Genomic DNA, 17,953 nt, shown 5'->3' with positions numbered 1-17,953 from the left:
AAAATCGTCGTCAACGAAATTAGAGCCGACGTAAGATCGTCTGTCCAACGACATTGCGTCGGCTCTTAGTTTCTAAACACCGAATTTGAGAGCCTTTGCACGCTTAAATAACGAGATTACTACTACGCGACAAAAAGAAATGCTCTGTGAAGAAATCGCGTGCGACGTCTTCTGTATTGAGCACATTTTGTTGGGCAAGTTTCCACCAGCGTTCAGTTAAACCAAACGGCATAGCCCTGTCTCCTCAGGTCCCAGGCAAGTTTTTCTTCCATTGCCAACGCCTCTGCCCTTGTCATCGGCTTTATGTTTATATGCTCGTACAAGCTCGGCCGTAGATACCTCCCGTATTTCAGTACAATGTTGGCGGATAGCTTGTGCCCTTTTTTGTTGACGTATCCGGTTCGATGCTGCATGAATCGCTCCGCTGGAGTCTTACTCGTCATGCCGACATAAAGACATTCCAGTACACCGTTGAATTGTGGATTGGCAGCCCGGAACTTTGCGTTTTCAGTAAAAACTTTTCGCGAGAGCTCAATTACGTAAACCCTATACCTCATAGGCACTAGCTTTTGCGATGCAACACGTTAGGTGCCTCATTCGAAACGTCATCAAATTGTCGTGTGATCGTATTTATAATGTCCGCTATCGGCTGTACACGCTTTACGTGTTCAATGGCAGGGCCAGCGCACCACACCGTTTTATAGGTAGCTCCGAACGCAGCTTTTTCAACCGCTTTCATCCCACGGAAAGCAATGAGCATTTTAGCATACTTCTTTAAGGTCTTGTTGTTATTGAGAATCAACTCCAGAAGATTAGCTTTTGTACCGAGCTGTTGAACGTAGGGTGTGTTAATGACCGTGAGCGGTGAGCCCGAGAGCTTCGTTGTCATGACAATGTCTTTTTCGCCATAATCGATCATCGCCTGTTTGTATTCCGGTGTGATATCCGATTCTTCGCAAGCGATAAAAATAGTTCCGATCGATGCTCCCGCTGCCCCCCAATCGAGCACTTGTTTAAGATCTTTCCCTGTCGCGACACCACCGGCGGAAATTATTGGAATGCTGCAGTTATTCTTTAACAGTGTTACCAGATCATAAGGTGAAATTGCTCCTGCATGTCCTCCTGCCCTGTTGTTTACCGCAATCAAGGCGTCTGCACCCAGCGCCTCAACTTTTTTCGCGTATTTCAAGTCAACGACATCACAAAAGACCTTTATTCCTAACGGCTTGCATTGCTCAATTACTTCCTGGGGGCTACCCAGGGAAGTTATAATGAAATCAATTTTTAACTCCAGCAACGTTTTGAGTTGTGATTTGTACTTAGGGTTGGAGCGGTTTACAATGAGATTCACACCAAACGGTTTATCTGATGCGTGCCTTATCTCACGAATGGCAGCTCTAAGCTCCTCATCCGTTCTATAATTAAGCGCCGGAAATGCCGCCGTGACACCACTCCGCAATGCAGCGATAATCATTCGACTGTTAGAGATGAGGAACATCGGTGCTAAAATGATGGGATACCGGATTCCCAGCAGCTTGTCAAGGGTTGTCATTTGTCAAATATAGCAAAGCCACGCTATGTTAGCGATCTCAATGGGTCTACGATCATGAATTCTTTGTCAGGGCCAGTACAACCAGCCTCATCGGACCAGATGCACCCAGCCTTTCGATTCTTTTTCGCTATCGCATCCTTCATAGAGCAGACGCCAGTAGTACACTCCCGAAGGAGCGTCGCCTCCATCCCATTGCCCGCTGGAAGTCAGGAATATTTGGTCGCCGTAGCGATTGTAGATGACGAGTGAGTTTATGGTTGCTGTTGTCTCTACCCTGAACACTGGATTTTTATCGTCTCCATTAGGTGTAAAAATATTCGGGACGAATAAGGTGTCCTGTGCGAACTGTATGAGGGCCGGAGATGAATCGAACGAGCAAAAGCCGTATTCACCCTTCACTTTATAATAGCCGTCTTCGCTAACGGTTAGTCGGTCTGATGTTTGTCCGTCGAGCACCTGATAGCCATTTCCATCAATCGCCTGGTGTTGCCATGTGTACGTTGTTCCTTCTCTCGCCGACACAACGATGGTGAATTCTTTGGCGTTGCAGATGGGTTTCAATGCATCTGAAAGCTCGTATGACAGATTGGTGCCGAACCCGACTTCAATAATATTGCTTGTCGTTGAACATTCACCGTTGGTAGCCACGGTTTGATAGTATCCCTGGACGTACACCGGGACATCACCGGCCAGCATACTATTAACTGAAGTGAATGTTCCACTCTGCGTTTCTTTATAATACCAGGTGTAGCCCAACGCGCTGTTGGAGGGTGACGACCGGAGCAGCACCGAACCCGTTTCACAAAAATCATTCTCCTGCTGCGTGACCGTGACCGGAGCTACGACGCTTATCTTTATGCTGTCTTTTAATGCCACGCGGCATCCCAACGACGTGGTGATGCGGTACGTCAGCGCATGAAATCCATTGGCGAGCCCCGACGGGTTGAATTGATTGTTACTGACACCGGCTCCCTCCCATACGCCGGTTTTGTTCGAAACCACAAGTGAAACTGCATTCGCGGGGGAGCAGATGATTGGCTGTGGTCCCACGGTGACGGGGAAATTCTCAATGCTGATCCTAAACAAGGGAGATTCCGCCGAGCATTCGGACGACACGACGGCTTTGTACTCACCGGGATTGGTTACCGACAGTTTTTCCGTTCCAGATGTCAGCAACACAAACGTAGTCGCTCCCTCCGGCCTGTAATACCAAGTGAAAATTGCTCCCGGTACCTTTTTAAGCTCAAGTTCAACACTTCCTTCCGAACACATCGTCACATCCGCGGGCGAAAGTTGTTGAATGATAACAGGTGGCTTTACTTCGATTTGGACAGTACCCTGCTTATTGCAGTTGAGTGTTGTGTAGGTCAACGTGAAGACACCAATACCAACGGTCGCAGGATCAAACTTTCCCGACTCGTCGACGCCCTGACCGGACCACTTTCCCCCGAATGGATATCCCTGCAACGAGATTGGACCGGATTGCGCACACACCGGCGGTTGAAGAAAAATAACGGGTGGCGTAGGAACATAGTACACGGCACCGGAGAATTTCCCGGTATCGGTGTTCTCGCTTCTTGCGCCGATATAAAAATATTCCTGATCGAGGGCAACATACGACCCAAAATGATCCCGCTCATTGCTGGCGTAGCGATCGCCCTGAAGATTGAGGTACTGGACAGTATTCACCCAGAAGTAATCACTGGTCTGGATGACATACGTATTACCCGGAATTGTACGCACCTTACTGTCGAAGGTGAGAAACATTCCTGGCGCTCCCACGACAAGTGTATTTCCGATGGCATCGAGTGATGATCCGAAGAATGCTCCTTCAATCGGTATGTCAGGAGCAATCACTGCTGACGGCTGCATGTCAGACCTCCACGATTCTCCCGGGAGCTTTGTATATACCAGCACTTCGCCGGACCGGTAAACGTTATTGTGATCTTTTCCAGGTGCACCAATAAAGAGATGATCACCGAGAAGTTTTATTCCGCCACCCATACCCGAGAAAACGTCGCCGGAAAACGATGCCGTAGCTGCCCACTGCGCTGTTCCAACATTCCGGTTGAAAATCGAAACGCCGCCGCCGAGTGTAAAAAATTCTCCCACGGCAAGTTGTTCGTTCTCCAGACTGAGATTCACGGAAGGCCATGATTTGTCAAGCGGCTTTCCCAAGGTTATCAACTGTTTATACGTCCATTTGCCACCCACCTTCTCAAACACCGCCACAGCGTTGGTATGTGCACCACCAAGATTGTTGTACGCCGATGCGAACAGCAGATGGTCGTTCATAGCGACCGTTGCGCCGACGTGGTTCAGGTCAAGATCGACGGGTACAATCAAGGAGTCGTAGAGCGTTGCCGTTTTCCAGCTCGACGATGTTCGTCTATATAAAAAGATCTTTCCATAATGCCCGGGCGCGTAGAGAAAAGAAGGTGCTCCGACAGCGATCTCGTCGCCGTGTACGGCGATGCTATACCCGAAGGCCGCATCGGACCCTCCGCCTGATCTTCGCGTCCGCCGCGACGGATAAATTGTATGCATCTTTACATAGTCTTCGCCGCTACGCTCATAAATATACACTGCCCCGGCACCAAACCCTGCAGTTCCGTCGTACGGAGCTCCCGCGAACATCACCTCCGGTGTTTTTACAATACTCGTCCCGAAATACATATTGCTGCTCGAATTACGCGGCAGCGAAACATGTTGAAGGCTTCCCCAAAGTCCCCCGCTCTTCGTCATGCTGAGTATGGAATTACGGTTTCCGAACACGGCACTCTTCTCTACTGCCGCCATCATAAGGTCCGAACCATTCCACACCAGATCATTGCTAAACTCTGAAGGAGTCCAGAGCCCTTTTTCTTCGAACAGTGTGGTTACGGAAAGATCCTGCCATGATCCGTCGGTCGTTGTCGCTTCCACCACTTTGCCCGTATAATATTCGCCCTCCTTGATCAGCATCGCTGCCGCGATGGTCTTCGGAGAGGTAAGTGCAATCGAATATGGAAACTTATCCGACCACAGCCCAGAGAGCTGGAACTGTGCGGTCTCATTCATATCCGTCCATTCTCCCGACTTCCGAAAAACGAAGAATCGCTGCGTGATCGAGCCGGAGACGAAGGCAAGTCCGGTGGCGACAATGGTGTTACCCAGCAGGGTAATATGCTCTCCAAAATGACCGAGCTCGGAGGCCGGAAGCGATGTTGCCAATTGTGCGATCTTTGAATAATCGCCACCCATTTTTTTATATACAAAAATGGAAGGATTCCCCTCATTGCTGGTGGTCGCATAAATGTAATCGTCCTGAATCGTCACGTCGGACCCCAGCCAGATACCCTGTTGTCCCTGGCGTTGTTCCAAAGCGTGAGGCTGTTGCGAACTTGACCAGCCCGTGACGGGCTTCTCGAGCACAAACAGCATAGCATGGTTTGTCATGGGATTAGAAACCGCGATGGTTGCGCCATCGTCGCTGATGTCAAGCGCCGAATTAAATTCGAGATATTCCGGAAACTTGATGTTCGCAGTTTCGTGCATAGTTTCCCATCCCGAAGCCGGCATTTCAAAGATGTATGCGCCACCTTTGTTGTAGTTCCGGTTGATGACCACGATGGTATTTCCGGTTGCATCAATGGCTACCCGGTTTCCAAAGAAATCATATTCATCGGGGTCCGACGCCGTCAACATGGCACGGTATGACCAACCCGCAACCGTCTTTTCAAAAACGAAAACTGCGCCTGCGTAAAGTATGCCAAGGGTATCGCTGCTCTCGGCAGCGACGACCATATATTGTCCGTTAGCGGCGAGTGCACTTCCGAGTCTGTCGTCGTTATTGACCGAAGCTTCCGGAAGGAGTTTATTTAGCGTGGTGTTGCATTGCCCGCGGACGTTGAAGTTAGCGGTTAATAAAATCAGCAGGATGCAAGGGATAGATATCCTTAGGATGGAGGAAAGGATAACGGAGGTTTCGGGATGCGGGCGCACTTGGTCAGACAACTTTGATAACAGCTGTGGTCAGCTTCAAAGATATGAATTTCAAGATTTCAAAATCGCAAAATTTTCAAACTAGAAAGATTTTCAAAATCAATCTTATCTGAGGCAAAATATCATTTAGTACTCGAATCAGTAGACACTCTGCCTGTCAAGGAAGGGCACATTTTTGCATTGGGAAATAAGATCCCTGAATCCTAAGAAATCAACTTAACCTATTAGAAATCAGTACATTACTCAAATAAAATCGGACTTGCTCAGCAGGGCAGCATTAGCAATATCTGGACATCGATACATCTAGTCAACCGAAGCTATTTCAATGGCAGTATCTCCAGGCATGGCAGGATATAAAACATAAGCACCTGCTTGATCTGTTTGTGGCTTACGCGTTAAAGATTGATTACCCTGCGTTATTTTCACCTCTTTCCAATCGCTCTTGACATAGGTCTTCAAGGTGAGCGGAACGTTATACAGACTTTTGTCCAGTGAATGAGACAACGTTACCCTAATCTTTTCGTCCTGATTTTCCGCTTTCAAGGAAGCGCTCATACGTTCACGCATATATTTTGTTACATCCTTAAAAGTAGCAATCCAAAGTTTAGTTTCGTGCAGTTTCATGTAGGCAAAATATTCTCTATGCTCCTGGTGAGGTTTTGCCTCCCAACCTATACCATCGACCCCGTGAAATGTAAGTACCAGCCAAACGTTATTATGTGTAAGCAATGTATCCACCCACGATTTCATTTCAGGCACCCCGTGTTTTTTCAATGGACCACGTTGCCATTGAACATATTCTTTTCCATGGTCTATTCCCGGAAGCTCCGTACTTGAGCGATTCAGTTCAACGAGAAAAGGTTCGGGCATACGGTTTCGCAATGCCGGGTGAATTTTATGGGCATACTCCATAACGCGTTCATTTTCAGTTCCGAATGGACACTCTGCCGAGAATGTATGCTCCGGGCCAAGTTGATTGAATATCTCTTCCTTCCCTTTTTCCAACTCATACAACAAGTTGGCTTCAGTCAAAACGGCCAGGCGAGGATGCGAGAGGGTATGATTTCCAAACTCGTGTCCGTTCTTCGCAAAATTCCTGATCTCGTCCCAGGTGATCATTTCCCCGGTTAGTAATACCGGCCGCACTTCACGACCCGAATTTTTCCTTCTCGCTTTCGCGAAAGCCTCGTCAACCACCTTAAAAGCTTCATCTGTTTTTCCTTGTTCAAAGAGCGCGCCGGCACTGTTATGGGCTTCAATTGCATTTTCGATATCGAGAAAACGCAATGCCGAAGCACGTTCAAAAAGGTTATCCAGCGTTGTTGGGGTTTTCGCGCTTTCTTTGATGATATCGATAAGCGGTCTTCCAAAATATTTGGGTGCAAATTGTGAGCCTGGGATATCTGTGGTGTTTATATAGAACGTGGCCTTGAGTCCCAACGAATCCATGATCGGAAGTACTTTTCGAAATTGGTTGATGGTGGCATCATCGTAGGTGATGGAGATGGCTGCGGTTTTATCGTCTTGCCATTTGGTTATCTGCGTTTCTCCGAAAGATCGATCGGTATCTCTTGAGCAAGATGCCAGAGCTAACATTACACCAAGAGAAAAAATAGCAGTGCGGCTCATGGGGGAGTTGATTTTATTATTTGTTAAGGTAATTTAGAACAAGGCATTTTTCAGGCAAGTATATGACCTGCGAAGAAATCAAAAATAATGTTTGTTTCTCTGTGATGCGACGACTTTGGATCGAAAAATTACCGCTTATAAAGAATCTACCCGCCTTCTCTCTTGTACGCGCCCAAATTTCTTTTAAAGATTCACCATTGCTGAATAATGATACACACCTGGTTATCCCTCAATGCAAACTCTTTTGCTCCCCAGGGACGAAGCGTGACTTTACTGAGATTTGGATGCAGAAAATCGGGATGTGATGAACTTATTTTTTTGTATACTTCATCGATATTATTCGTTACGAGTCTGAATTCAGGATTGTGTTCCTTTGCTAGTTCCTTATTTTCGAAAAGATACATTTGCAAGTTGTTCTTTTCGAGCACGCAAAAAGGATTTTTTGATTTCAATTCATCATGTCCGATAGTAAATTCAAGACAGTCAACAAATAGCTTTAATCCGTCTTTAATATCTAAATAATAGACGTTAGGAACTAACTTGGCAAAGTTCATAGTTGATTTCATTTCGACCGATTTTCGTAACAAATCTTTTCACAAAGATGTCTTTTCTTTTTATTTGTCGCACTTGATTACAATCAAGAAATCACTTCATTCGAGCCCTCACTCTACTTAATGTCTCAGGTGTCATTCCCAGGTATGAAGCAATTAGCATTTGCGGAAAGCGATTCACCCATTGGGGGTGCTTCAATAAAAGTTCCTTGTATCTTTCGTCTGGGTTCTTTGAGCTGATGGTTGCTATATACGATGTCGGAATTGTTAAGTCGGACAATAACCCGTTTAGCATCCGAAAACAAGGATGACTGTCCATAAGCATATGAATGTCCCTTAATGTAATAGAAGCAATTTCTGAATCCTCGATGGCTTCTATGTAATTTTTGGAAGGTTGTTGTGTCAACAGGCTTTCAAGGTCTGCCATCCAATTGTTCTCAACAAAAAACTTTATTGTCAATTCCTTATTGTTCGATTTTTTAAACACCCGAAAGCTACCCGTCAGAATAAAAGCGATACCGTCTGACACCTGGTTTTCTTTTATAAGCAGGTCCTTCTTCTTAAGACTATTAAAAATCACTCTGTCAGTAAAGAGACTTAGCTGTTCCTCTGAAAACTGGTGAACACTTAAAAGCGATCTTTTTATCTCGGAAACACCTGTCATATTACTCTGAGTTGCCTATTCATTTTGCAATGGCGACTAACGTTTCACAATTTATTAATATTCAAATAATACTCCAACTCATCTTCGCGAAGAACTGAAGAAATATCATGCTGAAAGAGTGTGCTGCCTATTTCTTCGCGTTGGGTGTTTCATCTTATACTCCGTTTGCCACACCCAACGAATCTGACATTGCAAGCTTCCATGTGTCAAGTGCTCTTGTAAGAGGCAGTCTCCTCTACTTGTATATCCAACAGTCTGGCCGTGGCAGAAAAAAAAGACTCAGGCTCATTACTTGCCATAGGACAAGTGGAGCCAGCTTTATTCCCCCTTCCTTTGCACCGTAGGACCAAATAATATAATATGGAAAACGGCGGAAAAAATAAAGAAGCGGACAAAAGTCCCTTATCATTTAAAGGCACCAACACTGTAGTAATTCTCCACGGAGCGTGGTCGTCTGCAGAGGATTGGAACCATGTGGTCGGACATCTTACCTCCGCCGGAAGTAACGTAATCACCGTAAATCTTCCTGGTCATGGCAGCGATAAAACGCCGGTTTCATCCATTAGTTTACAACTATATGTATTTGAGGTTTTAAAAGCTATTGGCGATAAAACTGACATTACACTGGTCAGCCACAGTTTTGGCGGCATAGTCGCCAGTGAAGTGGCCGAATTGATTGCTCCTCAAATCAAAAAAATAATTTACGTTGCAGCCTTTGTCCCGAAGAACGGGGACAGTTTATTATCTCTGGCAAAAACTGATTCAGAAAGCCTTGTTGGTAAAAATCTTATCGTAGATGAGAAGGCCGGAGTTGCCAGTATAGTAAAAGAAGGCATTGCAGAGACCTTTATGGCTGATGCTCCAACACCAGTTGTCGAACATGTGACCAATAACCTGAGGCCAGAGCCTTTGGCCCCCCTTGCTACGCCGGTTACTTTAACGACCGCTAACTTCGGGCAAATCGCAAAGGTATATGTCCATAGTCAACATGACTGTACCGTAAGCTATTCATTCCAACAACGGATGGTTGCAGATGCGGGTATCACTAGAACGTATTCACTGCCTTCAAGCCATACTCCATTTATAGTCTTTTCCCAGGTATTATCGGCCATCCTATCCTTGGAAGCAAGCAAAAATTAAAATGTAACTAAACCTATCATGAAACATATTAGATTACTCCAGCTTCTTGTTGTTGCCTGTGTCTTTATCTTAACATCCTGTTCAGACGACGACGCGGCGCCACCATCCAAAAATTATGTACTGGTTCATGGCGCATGGCAGGCTCCGTATGTTTGGAATGCGGTAAAAGCTAATCTTGAAAAACAAGGCCAGAAAGTTACCGTTATCGAATTGCCAGGACATGGAAACGATCAGACAGCCCCTGACGAAATAACGTTGGATCGCTATAAAGAAAAGGTAATTGAGGCCCTTTCGACAATCGACGGCAAAGTTATTTTAGTAGGTCACAGCCTTGGGGGCATGATCATTTCCTCCGTAGCGGAAGCGGTACCTGAAAAAACCGAGAAACTGGTTTATGTTGCCGCCTATTTACCCGCCACTGGCCAGACATTGAATGAATTGGCACATACCGATCCCGACTCCCAACTTGGTGGCGATGGTATCCTGATCTTCAACAATGACGGCGTCACGGTAGATGTAAAGCAAGATCAAATTGTCAATCTTTTTATCCAGGATGGCACTTCGGAGGTTCAAGACCTTGTATTGAAAAACTACCGTTCGGAACCCTTAATTCCATTTATAAATCCTGTGTTGCTCACTGCCGAGAATTTCGGATCGGTCGAAAAAGTCTTCATCAAGACGCTAAAAGACCATGTGGTGTCTCCGTCCTTACAAGATCGGATGATTACGTCCGGTGGTGTTAAATCCATATACAAGATCAATACAGGCCATAGCCCCTTCCTTTCCCAGCCTGATTCACTGACAGCACTTTTAATCAAAATATCCCATAACTAATTATCAATTTTTAATCTATAGAATAATGAAGAATCTAGTTTTATCAATAGCAGTGCTATTGACAACAACGTTTACTGCTTTTTCACAGGTTAATAAAGCCCAGAGCACAAGTACCATTGCCATTATTCACGGTGCCTGGTCATCGGCGAGTGACTGGAAACAGGTTACCGAAGATTTAATGGCCGCTGGCCACCAGGTGATTTCCATTAATCTTCCCGGACACGGAAGCGACAATACCGCTATTACCGGGATCAGCTTAAAACTTTATGTTGACGAAGTTAAAAAAGCCATTGGCGTCAAACAAAATGTTGTATTGGTAGTCCATAGTTTCGGAGGTATTGTAGGAAGCCAGGTAGCGGAACAAATTGCACCACAGATAAAGAAGATCATCTATATCGCAGCTTACGTCCCCAAGAATGGAGAGAGCCTGCTATCCCTTGCGCAAACGGACGCAGAGAGTCACATTGGAAAAAGTCTTATCGTGGATGAAAAGGCAGGGATTGCCACCGTACGTAAAGAAGGCGTTGCAGATGTTTTCATGGCCGACGCTCCCGCACAGGTGGCCGACTATGTCAGCAATACTATAAAACCTGAACCGCTGGCTCCACTGGCAACGCCAGTCACGCTGACCGACGGGAAGTTCGGAAAAATCAATAAAGTTTTTGTTCACAGTCTAAATGATCATACCATCGGATACTCCCTACAACAGAAAATGGTCAAAGATGCCGGTATACAGAGATTGTATTCCCTTCCTTCAAGTCATACGCCTTTTATTATGTTTCCACATGTACTGGCGCAAATCATAGCCGTGGAAGCCAAATAAAGATCATTAACCAGAAAGTTTAACAACCAATATCACTAATTTTGATTGATCGCCAAGGGTGGCGATCAATCAAAATTTAAAGCGTTTTTGCCGCAGAGTAGTCTTTACCAGCGGGTGAACAGTATACATTAACACGATATAATACAGATGGATAAACAGGGGCTAAAAAATTATATCCTACGAAATTTAACATTCCCGGACCGCACGTTAGACCATGTGGTCGAGTACTTCGAAGAGATGACCATTACCAAAAATGACTTCTTTCTCAGGGAAGGAACGGTGAATGACCGCTATTTCTTTTTACAGAGCGGTTTCATGCGCGCCTTTACCTTTGACAGTAAAGGCAACGAGATAACCACTAATTTTTACCAACGAGATAGTGTGGTCTTGGAAGTTTCATCGTTTTATTTAAAAACAAAATCCACAGAAAGCATACAGGCCGTAACCGATTGTACAGGCTATTCAATTACCTATGACCAATTAAACATGCTGCTGCATGCTATCCCTGAATTTAGGGCTTATGGTGTAGCGATGTTGGCCAAAGAATATGTTTTATTTAAAAAGAGGTCATTGGACCTAATCAACCTTAGCGGTGAAGCGCGGTATGAAAACTTTATCTCTTCCAATAAAGAGATCTTTCAGCATGCCCAATTGAAACAAATTGCATCTTATCTAAATGTTACCGATACTTCATTGAGCAGGATCAGGCGTGAGTTTTCAAAAAAAAATAGTAATAAATAAGCAATGCCCCTTCAATGGCATGCAGGAGTATAAACACCGGAGTAAAAAATATCCGATGCTCTATCAAGCAGTTCATAAAACAGTGTCTGAAATTCTTCCGTCTTTACACTGAATTTACTAAGCGACTCAACCCAAACACCCCTACTATACACCTGACCCTCTCCAAGAACCCGTAGAAATTTCGGCATCAACAAGCACCGTTCACCTACAACTTCTGCGTCGCCTTTGCTTTCTGGAATTTCTCGTAGTGGGTGAAGAAGTCTTCCAGCTTCTCGGCGGGTATCTTCTTGCCGATGATCTTCTTTTTGTCATCGAGAATATACAGGCTGGGCGTGGTGTTTGCATCATAGTGATCCTGGTAGGGACCCACGTAGGTGCGCGGCCCGTTTACTGTAATCCACGGCATCTTCATCTCCTTGATGTAGTTGCGCATTTTAGCCATGCTGGTATCCGCATTTACGGCATAGACCTCTACGTTGAATTTGCTCCTGAGCTTGTTGTAGAAGTCTACCAGCTTGGGTGTTTCCTTTTTGCAGTGCCCGCAATCCGGGTCAAAGATGTAGAGTATGGTGTATTTGTTCTTGATGTCATACATCGAGCGGGGCTTGAAGTTGGAGTCCTGCATGATGAGGTTATCGCCTTTTTTGCCCACCAGGCTTTTGCGCAGGCGGTCGGCCTGCTCCTTTAGGGTTTTCTTGAAGGTGGCGTTTACCCAGTAATCCATCTGGCCGGACGCCACGTATGTGTCATAGATCTTGACGAACACCTCGTCCAGACCCATGATCTCTGGCGCCCAGTATTTTTGAATGAGGATACGAACTATGTACTGATAGGTGACGGAGTTCTTGCTGGCCGTGCCCACGATCTTCTCTATGGCCTGAAATACCGTGTCGGGCTGAGGGGCATAGAGCTTGTCGAGGTACTCGTTCACCTTCCGGCTATACTCTGGTTGAGGCAGGCGCGTGAGCATGTCATTCGCCAGGTCGAAATTATCGAAGAAGTGGGCGCGGTACCACCGGAGCTGGAAGGTGGAGTCTATACCGCCGTCGGACTTTCTGGGCGCGTCGGGCACCTTTACTGGCTTACTCGATTTCAGAATAATGGCAGTAACTGTCTCGGGATTGCCAGCGATGAGCTTTTCCTGGTACGCGATCACCTTTTCAGTTATTTTACTGTAGGAATCGCGGGCAGATTTCTTCTGCTCCTCGTTAAGCGTAGAGTCTTGCAGTACCTTGATGTAAGGCTCGGCTTCTTTTTGGCGCTCCATTCTGAGCATCAAATTGTCGAAAAACAGCTTGTTGTCGACATCGTTTTTCACGACCATGTTTTTGATATAGTCAGCCGTGGAAGTCTTCAGGCCAAAGTGCTGGTTCTTGCCCACAACGAACTCCATGACGCGGGTCTTGTTCACGACGAGTAGGTAGATGCCTTGTTGGATGGGTTCCTTGCCGGTAAAGGCAAACTCGCCTTTGGAATTTACCCGGGCCGTGTCCTTGATGTAGGTGCTCTCACCAAGGTAGTAGGCGAGGTAAGCCGTAGTATCTTTAAGACCCGTAACTTGAAAATGAATATCGTGCCCCAATTGAGCAAAACAAGATTCACTAACCAAAAAGGCAACAGCAATAAGGATAAAACGCATGATATAGCTCATTTTAAGACCGAAGCAAAGTTCTGAATTTCAAGATACATTTTTCAATGTCAATTAATAACCCCTATAGGCATAGGGTGACCCCTCTCCACTCCTCTTCCAGCACGCAAAATAGCTCCTGTATCGAGAAGTAAGAATCTTAACATGGCGAAATGGATTTCAAAGGTGATCCCGTAAACCAGGGATCATATTATTTCACCACCCCACCAAAAAACTATTTAACTTCCATATACATTCAAACCCTTCCATTTAATATGTAGAAAGATGAAAACGACCATCAAAAACCCTCTCCTCTCAGGCAGTCTGATGATGTGCCTTGCGTTATGTTCCATTATTTTCTCCGGGTGCGAGGACCACATGCCCTGCCAGAGATGCGATGCCGCGTTCGCGCGCCAGCGAAAGGTCAAGCAGATCGTTCACACCGACCCATCGCTTGTTATAAAGGAACGGTTCAGATTCTTTTACCAGAGCAATCTGATCGACAGCATTGTCAAAGTGAGCTATTCCGGCGCGGCGGCGCGCGGCGATAGTACGGTTACCCGCCTCAAGGTTTACTATGGCGGCGACTGCTTGCCGTCGTCATACGTGGCAAAGACCTATGCCACGGGTGCCCCGGTGTCGGTGGAGAAAGCCTTCTTCACCTACGGCGCATCGGGCATCATCAACAAGCACCTGGCGTTCTATCCCGATGAGAATTTCCTGGTGGTGGACAAGACTGCCGACATCGACTATACGAACAACCCTTCGGGGCAAGTGCTGACCCGTAAAGGCAACGACTATGGCGTTCTCGTATATCCGAATCCGTACGGGAACGAAAACTCGTATACGTATACCGGCAGCAACATTACCAAAGTGGTGACCTGGAAGGAACAGGCCGGGTATAATCTTACCAACGTTTTTGACACGCGCAACAACCCGTTCAATATCCAGGGGGGTATCCTGTATTACCTGTCGCTTACCTCCTATCCGGACGAAGAGTTTTACGAGACGATCTGCAGAGATCAGAACAACCCCACGTCCATGGTGTTTAAAGGCACGGATACGGCTAACAGCTTTGTGACGATCACGTCTACCTTTACGTACACCTATGATGGGCTGAGCTATCCTACCAAGGTAGGTATCGTTCAGGCCACGGTTGACGAGGTGCATGGCAACAGTAACCTGAACCTGGGGACGTATCAGTTTTCTTATTATTAACCGGGTTGGCGCCCTGATCACCATCGGGCGAAGCCACAGCGAACCCGACACTTCCAGTAAAAGGGCCTATAGGGCCCTTTTACGGTTTTCTTTAAACTGAATTGTTGAATCACAGCGTAAACTTCATACTCGTTAACGAGTTGCTCTCCTTCCACTAACTCATCCTTGCATGGCTAATCTTGATGATCTCCCTGGGGATATGGGTTTGTTTTAGGTGTGCATCAACTTGACATGGTGATCGTCGGCTTTAAACTCAATTACGGCAGGCAAAAACTTTGTGCCATATTGTTGAACCCACCAATCCTTAAATTGCATTTCATCCAGGGCAAGGGTGTCTTTAGCGGATAAGATCAATTTAATTTTCTTGAAACCTTGTTCGTTGGTAAAAGCCCGGACCTCGGCGTGTTGAACTCCATCGTTCCGATACGCCATTTGTAGCAGCTCGTTGGGATATACATTAACGCCATTGATCACGATCAGATGATCGGCCCTTCCGTGCAAAGCATACCAGCCTCTCTCATCTACTGCTGCGATATCTCCAGTCCTTAAATATCCGCTGTGCATGGCAAAACTGGATTTTACATAGAGCACGGGATTTCCGTCTTCATTCCGCAGTTCGAGTTTACAACCCTTGATTGGGCGGCCTACGGTTTCGGGTTTCACCGCCAGCATGTCGGGTGTTGCAACGGTAGCAAGCCCTGTCTCGGATGTGCCATAAAAATTGAAAATGATATCGCCGAATCTGTTTTTTGCAGCCTGAAAAACCGTTACCGGAAGAACGTCGGAACAGCTAACGATGCAACGAACCGTGCTCAAATTATAATTCAAAAGCCTGTAGATCATTTGCGGGATGAGGATGGCTACTTCGACTTTATAGCGTTCAATCTCTTTTGAAACCTCCGCTGCATCAAATTTATTGACGAAGACCAGCGTTTTATTCAACATCAATCCCAGGAACAACGACGACAATCCGTAACTGTGATATATGGGAACCGGTAGCATGACCGTAGTGTAGCGTTGCAACCCCACCGTCTTTACAACGTCCGAAATGGCATTCAGATACTGCCAAAGGGTGTTGCTTCTTTTAGTTCTTTTTGCAATCCCCGTGGAACCGCTGGTGAAAATGGATATGGTCGTGCGCATCCTGACAAAAGGTTTATACGCGCGGTGACCTATCGCTTCCGACCAGGTCGTAGTTATCGAGCGAACCGGCATCGTCTCGTAATACCTGTACCTTTCCGCAAGGCCGGAAAAAACAAAATCGTAGCTTGAAAGATCCACGGTAGCTCGAAACTGATGTTCGTCTTTCATGGGAGCCATAATATGAATGTTACAGCCAAGTGCCGATAATGCCAACAGCAAAACAACGGAAGGTAAAGCGTTATCTACGATGAGCAATACGGCGCTTCCCTGCTTAACGTCAAAGGTTTCATATAAATATCCGCTTACCGAAGCCGTTTGATTAAATAATTCTCTATACGTAACCTGACTGTTCCCTTGCCTGATGGCAATCGAGTCCATGTTCGCACTCATGTGCATTACGTTGCCCAGTTGAACCCCGTATCGAAGTACATGTTTCACTAAACGCACTATACGTCCCGGCGTAAATATCCCCGATGTGCATAAATCCGAAACTAACATAAAGTTCGGTTTTCTTGACCGATCCGTCTCTTCCAAACAACATTCCAAAAAGGGCTCGCCAAAAACAAGATGATTTGAAAGGGAACATGCCACCAGGGTTTAAAGTGATATTTCCGGTTTAAAAGTCCCTTTACAATGATGCCAACCGCTGTATTCATCGACATGGCAGGGGTGTCTTTGTAATTCTCGTTGGCATCCTTCATTCTGCTCTCCACCAACGGCAAATAGATGTTGCTCACCGTGATGTTCATCATTGCCATTTCCGGCACGTTGCTTTCAATCCAGCTGTGCATTGCTTTCTTGGACGCAACGTAGGCACTCCATTTCGGCGCGGCTTTCATTAATACGTTGTAGGTGCCGACGTTGACGATGTGAGTTTGAGCAGCGCCAAAGCTTTCCGTCAATGCAGATATCAACTGTACGGGGGCGAGATAATTTACCGCGATCGTCCTTTTATAATCATGGAACCGGCCTGCGGATGCCTCGAACGACCGCATGATGCTCTTGCCCGCATTTGATACAAAATAGTCGATAGGAATGGACTTCACCTGGTTGCATAACGCAGTCACACTTTCCTCGCTATAGAAGTCACAACTTATCGTGGTCACTTTGGCCGCAAACTCTCGCGATTCATTTTCGAGTTCGGACAATTTCTCTTTTGTACGGGCGACAAGGATCAATTGCACATTATACTGGAACAAATGCCTCACCAAGGCTTCGCCTATGCCAAAAGTTGCACCTGTGATAAGAATGGTTTTCCCATCCAATTTATTTGAAGCTTTGCTCCTGTTGAGTGTAATCGAAGGAAAAAGAAACCGGGATAGCACAGGAATAGTCATGATCAAAGAAATCAACAGTTGGCATAAGTTAACGATATTTCGTTACTTGGCGTTGCCGGGGCTTATGCCTTCTCACGCAATGACTAAATTAAATACTCTTCCAACAGTAGCATTCAAAACAGCCAAGGCATTTGAAACCTGGCTTACAAAGAATCACGATACCTCAAATGGGCTTTGGCTCAAAATATTCAAGAAAGACTCGGGAAAAAAGACCGTCAGCTATGCAGAAGCACTTGATGTAGCGCTTTGCTTCGGTTGGATTGATGGTCAAAAACAAGCCCATGACGAACACGCCTGGCTGCAAAAGTTTTGTCCCCGAGGCGCAAAAAGTATTTGGTCCAAAATAAATACAGGACATGTCGAACGGCTAATCAGTGAAGGTAGAATGCGACCTGCAGGATTAGAAGCTGTGGAAAAAGCCAAAGCAGAGGGTAGTTGGGGAAAGGCATACGATTCCCCAAGCAAAATGACTATACCTGAAGACTTTCTAAAAGAACTTAGCAAAAACAAAAAGGCAGAAGCGATTTTTAGGGGTCTCAATAAGACCAATCTTTTCTCTATTGGGTTTCGCCTTCAGACCGCGAAAAAACAAGAGACAAGAGAAAAGCGCATGAAAGAAATTATTGAAATGCTGGCAAAAGGTGAGAAATTCCATTAAATAATTCTCCAGCGTTTCAATCGGTTTATTTCGAAGCAATAATGAGGGATCT

General features: G+C 45.9%; 15 protein-coding genes. 6 read left to right on the top strand and 9 right to left on the bottom strand.

Features of this window, described 5'->3' with window-relative positions:
* Nucleotides 1-212 precede the first annotated feature (212 nt).
* From BUB30_RS01590 to BUB30_RS01565, 6 genes are all read right to left on the bottom strand, one after another.
* Nucleotides 213-557, bottom strand: coding sequence for a ribose-5-phosphate isomerase (locus BUB30_RS01590; RefSeq protein ID WP_073130319.1), 345 nt, complete (start codon nt 555-557; stop codon nt 213-215).
* 5 nt (nt 558-562) lie between these two features.
* On the bottom strand, nt 563-1,552 hold the full coding sequence (locus tag BUB30_RS01585; protein ID WP_073130317.1) for an NAD(P)H-dependent flavin oxidoreductase: 990 nt from the start codon (nt 1,550-1,552) through the stop codon (nt 563-565).
* 87 nt (nt 1,553-1,639) lie between these two features.
* Complete coding sequence (locus tag BUB30_RS01580) at nt 1,640-5,536, bottom strand: T9SS type B sorting domain-containing protein (protein WP_143164726.1); 3,897 nt, start codon at nt 5,534-5,536, stop codon at nt 1,640-1,642.
* A 303-nt stretch (nt 5,537-5,839) separates the two neighbouring features.
* On the bottom strand, nt 5,840-7,165 hold the full coding sequence (locus BUB30_RS01575) for a polysaccharide deacetylase family protein (RefSeq protein ID WP_084137840.1): 1,326 nt from the start codon (nt 7,163-7,165) through the stop codon (nt 5,840-5,842).
* A gap of 191 nt (nt 7,166-7,356) precedes the next feature.
* Nucleotides 7,357-7,731 (bottom strand): VOC family protein, encoded by a 375-nt coding sequence (locus BUB30_RS01570; protein ID WP_073130309.1) that lies wholly within the window; start codon nt 7,729-7,731, stop codon nt 7,357-7,359.
* 79 nt (nt 7,732-7,810) lie between these two features.
* Nucleotides 7,811-8,380 (bottom strand): Crp/Fnr family transcriptional regulator, encoded by a 570-nt coding sequence (locus tag BUB30_RS01565; protein ID WP_073130306.1) that lies wholly within the window; start codon nt 8,378-8,380, stop codon nt 7,811-7,813.
* A 360-nt stretch (nt 8,381-8,740) separates the two neighbouring features.
* Here BUB30_RS01565 and BUB30_RS01560 point away from each other — a divergent pair, with 360 nt between their 5' ends.
* From BUB30_RS01560 to BUB30_RS01545, 4 genes are all read left to right on the top strand, one after another.
* Nucleotides 8,741-9,520 carry an alpha/beta hydrolase gene (locus tag BUB30_RS01560; protein ID WP_084137839.1) on the top strand — a complete coding sequence of 260 codons (780 nt, stop codon included), beginning with the start codon at nt 8,741-8,743 and terminating at the stop codon, nt 9,518-9,520.
* An 18-nt stretch (nt 9,521-9,538) separates the two neighbouring features.
* Nucleotides 9,539-10,354 (top strand): alpha/beta fold hydrolase, encoded by an 816-nt coding sequence (locus tag BUB30_RS01555; protein ID WP_073130304.1) that lies wholly within the window; start codon nt 9,539-9,541, stop codon nt 10,352-10,354.
* 25 nt (nt 10,355-10,379) lie between these two features.
* A complete protein-coding gene (locus tag BUB30_RS01550) occupies nt 10,380-11,177 on the top strand; it encodes an alpha/beta fold hydrolase (RefSeq protein WP_073130301.1) in 798 nt (265 codons plus the stop codon).
* Nucleotides 11,178-11,324: 147 nt separating this feature from the next.
* A complete protein-coding gene (locus tag BUB30_RS01545; RefSeq protein WP_073130298.1) occupies nt 11,325-11,918 on the top strand; it encodes a Crp/Fnr family transcriptional regulator in 594 nt (197 codons plus the stop codon).
* 205 nt (nt 11,919-12,123) lie between these two features.
* Here BUB30_RS01545 and BUB30_RS01540 read toward each other — a convergent pair whose 3' ends face one another.
* Nucleotides 12,124-13,557, bottom strand: coding sequence for a thioredoxin-like domain-containing protein (locus tag BUB30_RS01540; RefSeq protein ID WP_178376991.1), 1,434 nt, complete (start codon nt 13,555-13,557; stop codon nt 12,124-12,126).
* 273 nt (nt 13,558-13,830) lie between these two features.
* Here BUB30_RS01540 and BUB30_RS01535 point away from each other — a divergent pair, with 273 nt between their 5' ends.
* Nucleotides 13,831-14,763: a hypothetical protein gene (locus BUB30_RS01535; RefSeq protein WP_143164725.1), complete on the top strand. Its 933-nt coding sequence runs from the start codon at nt 13,831-13,833 to the stop codon at nt 14,761-14,763.
* A 210-nt stretch (nt 14,764-14,973) separates the two neighbouring features.
* Here the strand turns inward: BUB30_RS01535 and BUB30_RS01530 are convergent, their stop codons facing one another.
* Complete coding sequence (locus tag BUB30_RS01530; RefSeq protein ID WP_084137838.1) at nt 14,974-16,404, bottom strand: AMP-binding protein; 1,431 nt, start codon at nt 16,402-16,404, stop codon at nt 14,974-14,976.
* Nucleotides 16,398-17,105, bottom strand: coding sequence for an SDR family NAD(P)-dependent oxidoreductase (locus tag BUB30_RS01525; RefSeq protein WP_245804014.1), 708 nt, complete (start codon nt 17,103-17,105; stop codon nt 16,398-16,400). Before BUB30_RS01525 ends, BUB30_RS01530 begins: the two co-directional genes overlap by 7 nt.
* A 22-nt stretch (nt 17,106-17,127) precedes the next feature.
* On the opposite strand from BUB30_RS01525, the gene BUB30_RS01520 reads away from it, so the two are divergent.
* A complete protein-coding gene (locus tag BUB30_RS01520; RefSeq protein WP_245804013.1) occupies nt 17,128-17,901 on the top strand; it encodes a YdeI/OmpD-associated family protein in 774 nt (257 codons plus the stop codon).
* Nucleotides 17,902-17,953 lie beyond the last annotated feature (52 nt).

Source organism: Chryseolinea serpens (assembly GCF_900129725.1).
Taxonomy (GTDB): Bacteria; Bacteroidota; Bacteroidia; order Cytophagales; family Cyclobacteriaceae; genus Chryseolinea; species Chryseolinea serpens.
Note: the sequence above shows the minus strand (reverse complement) of the source record. Positions and strands in the feature narration are given on the sequence as shown.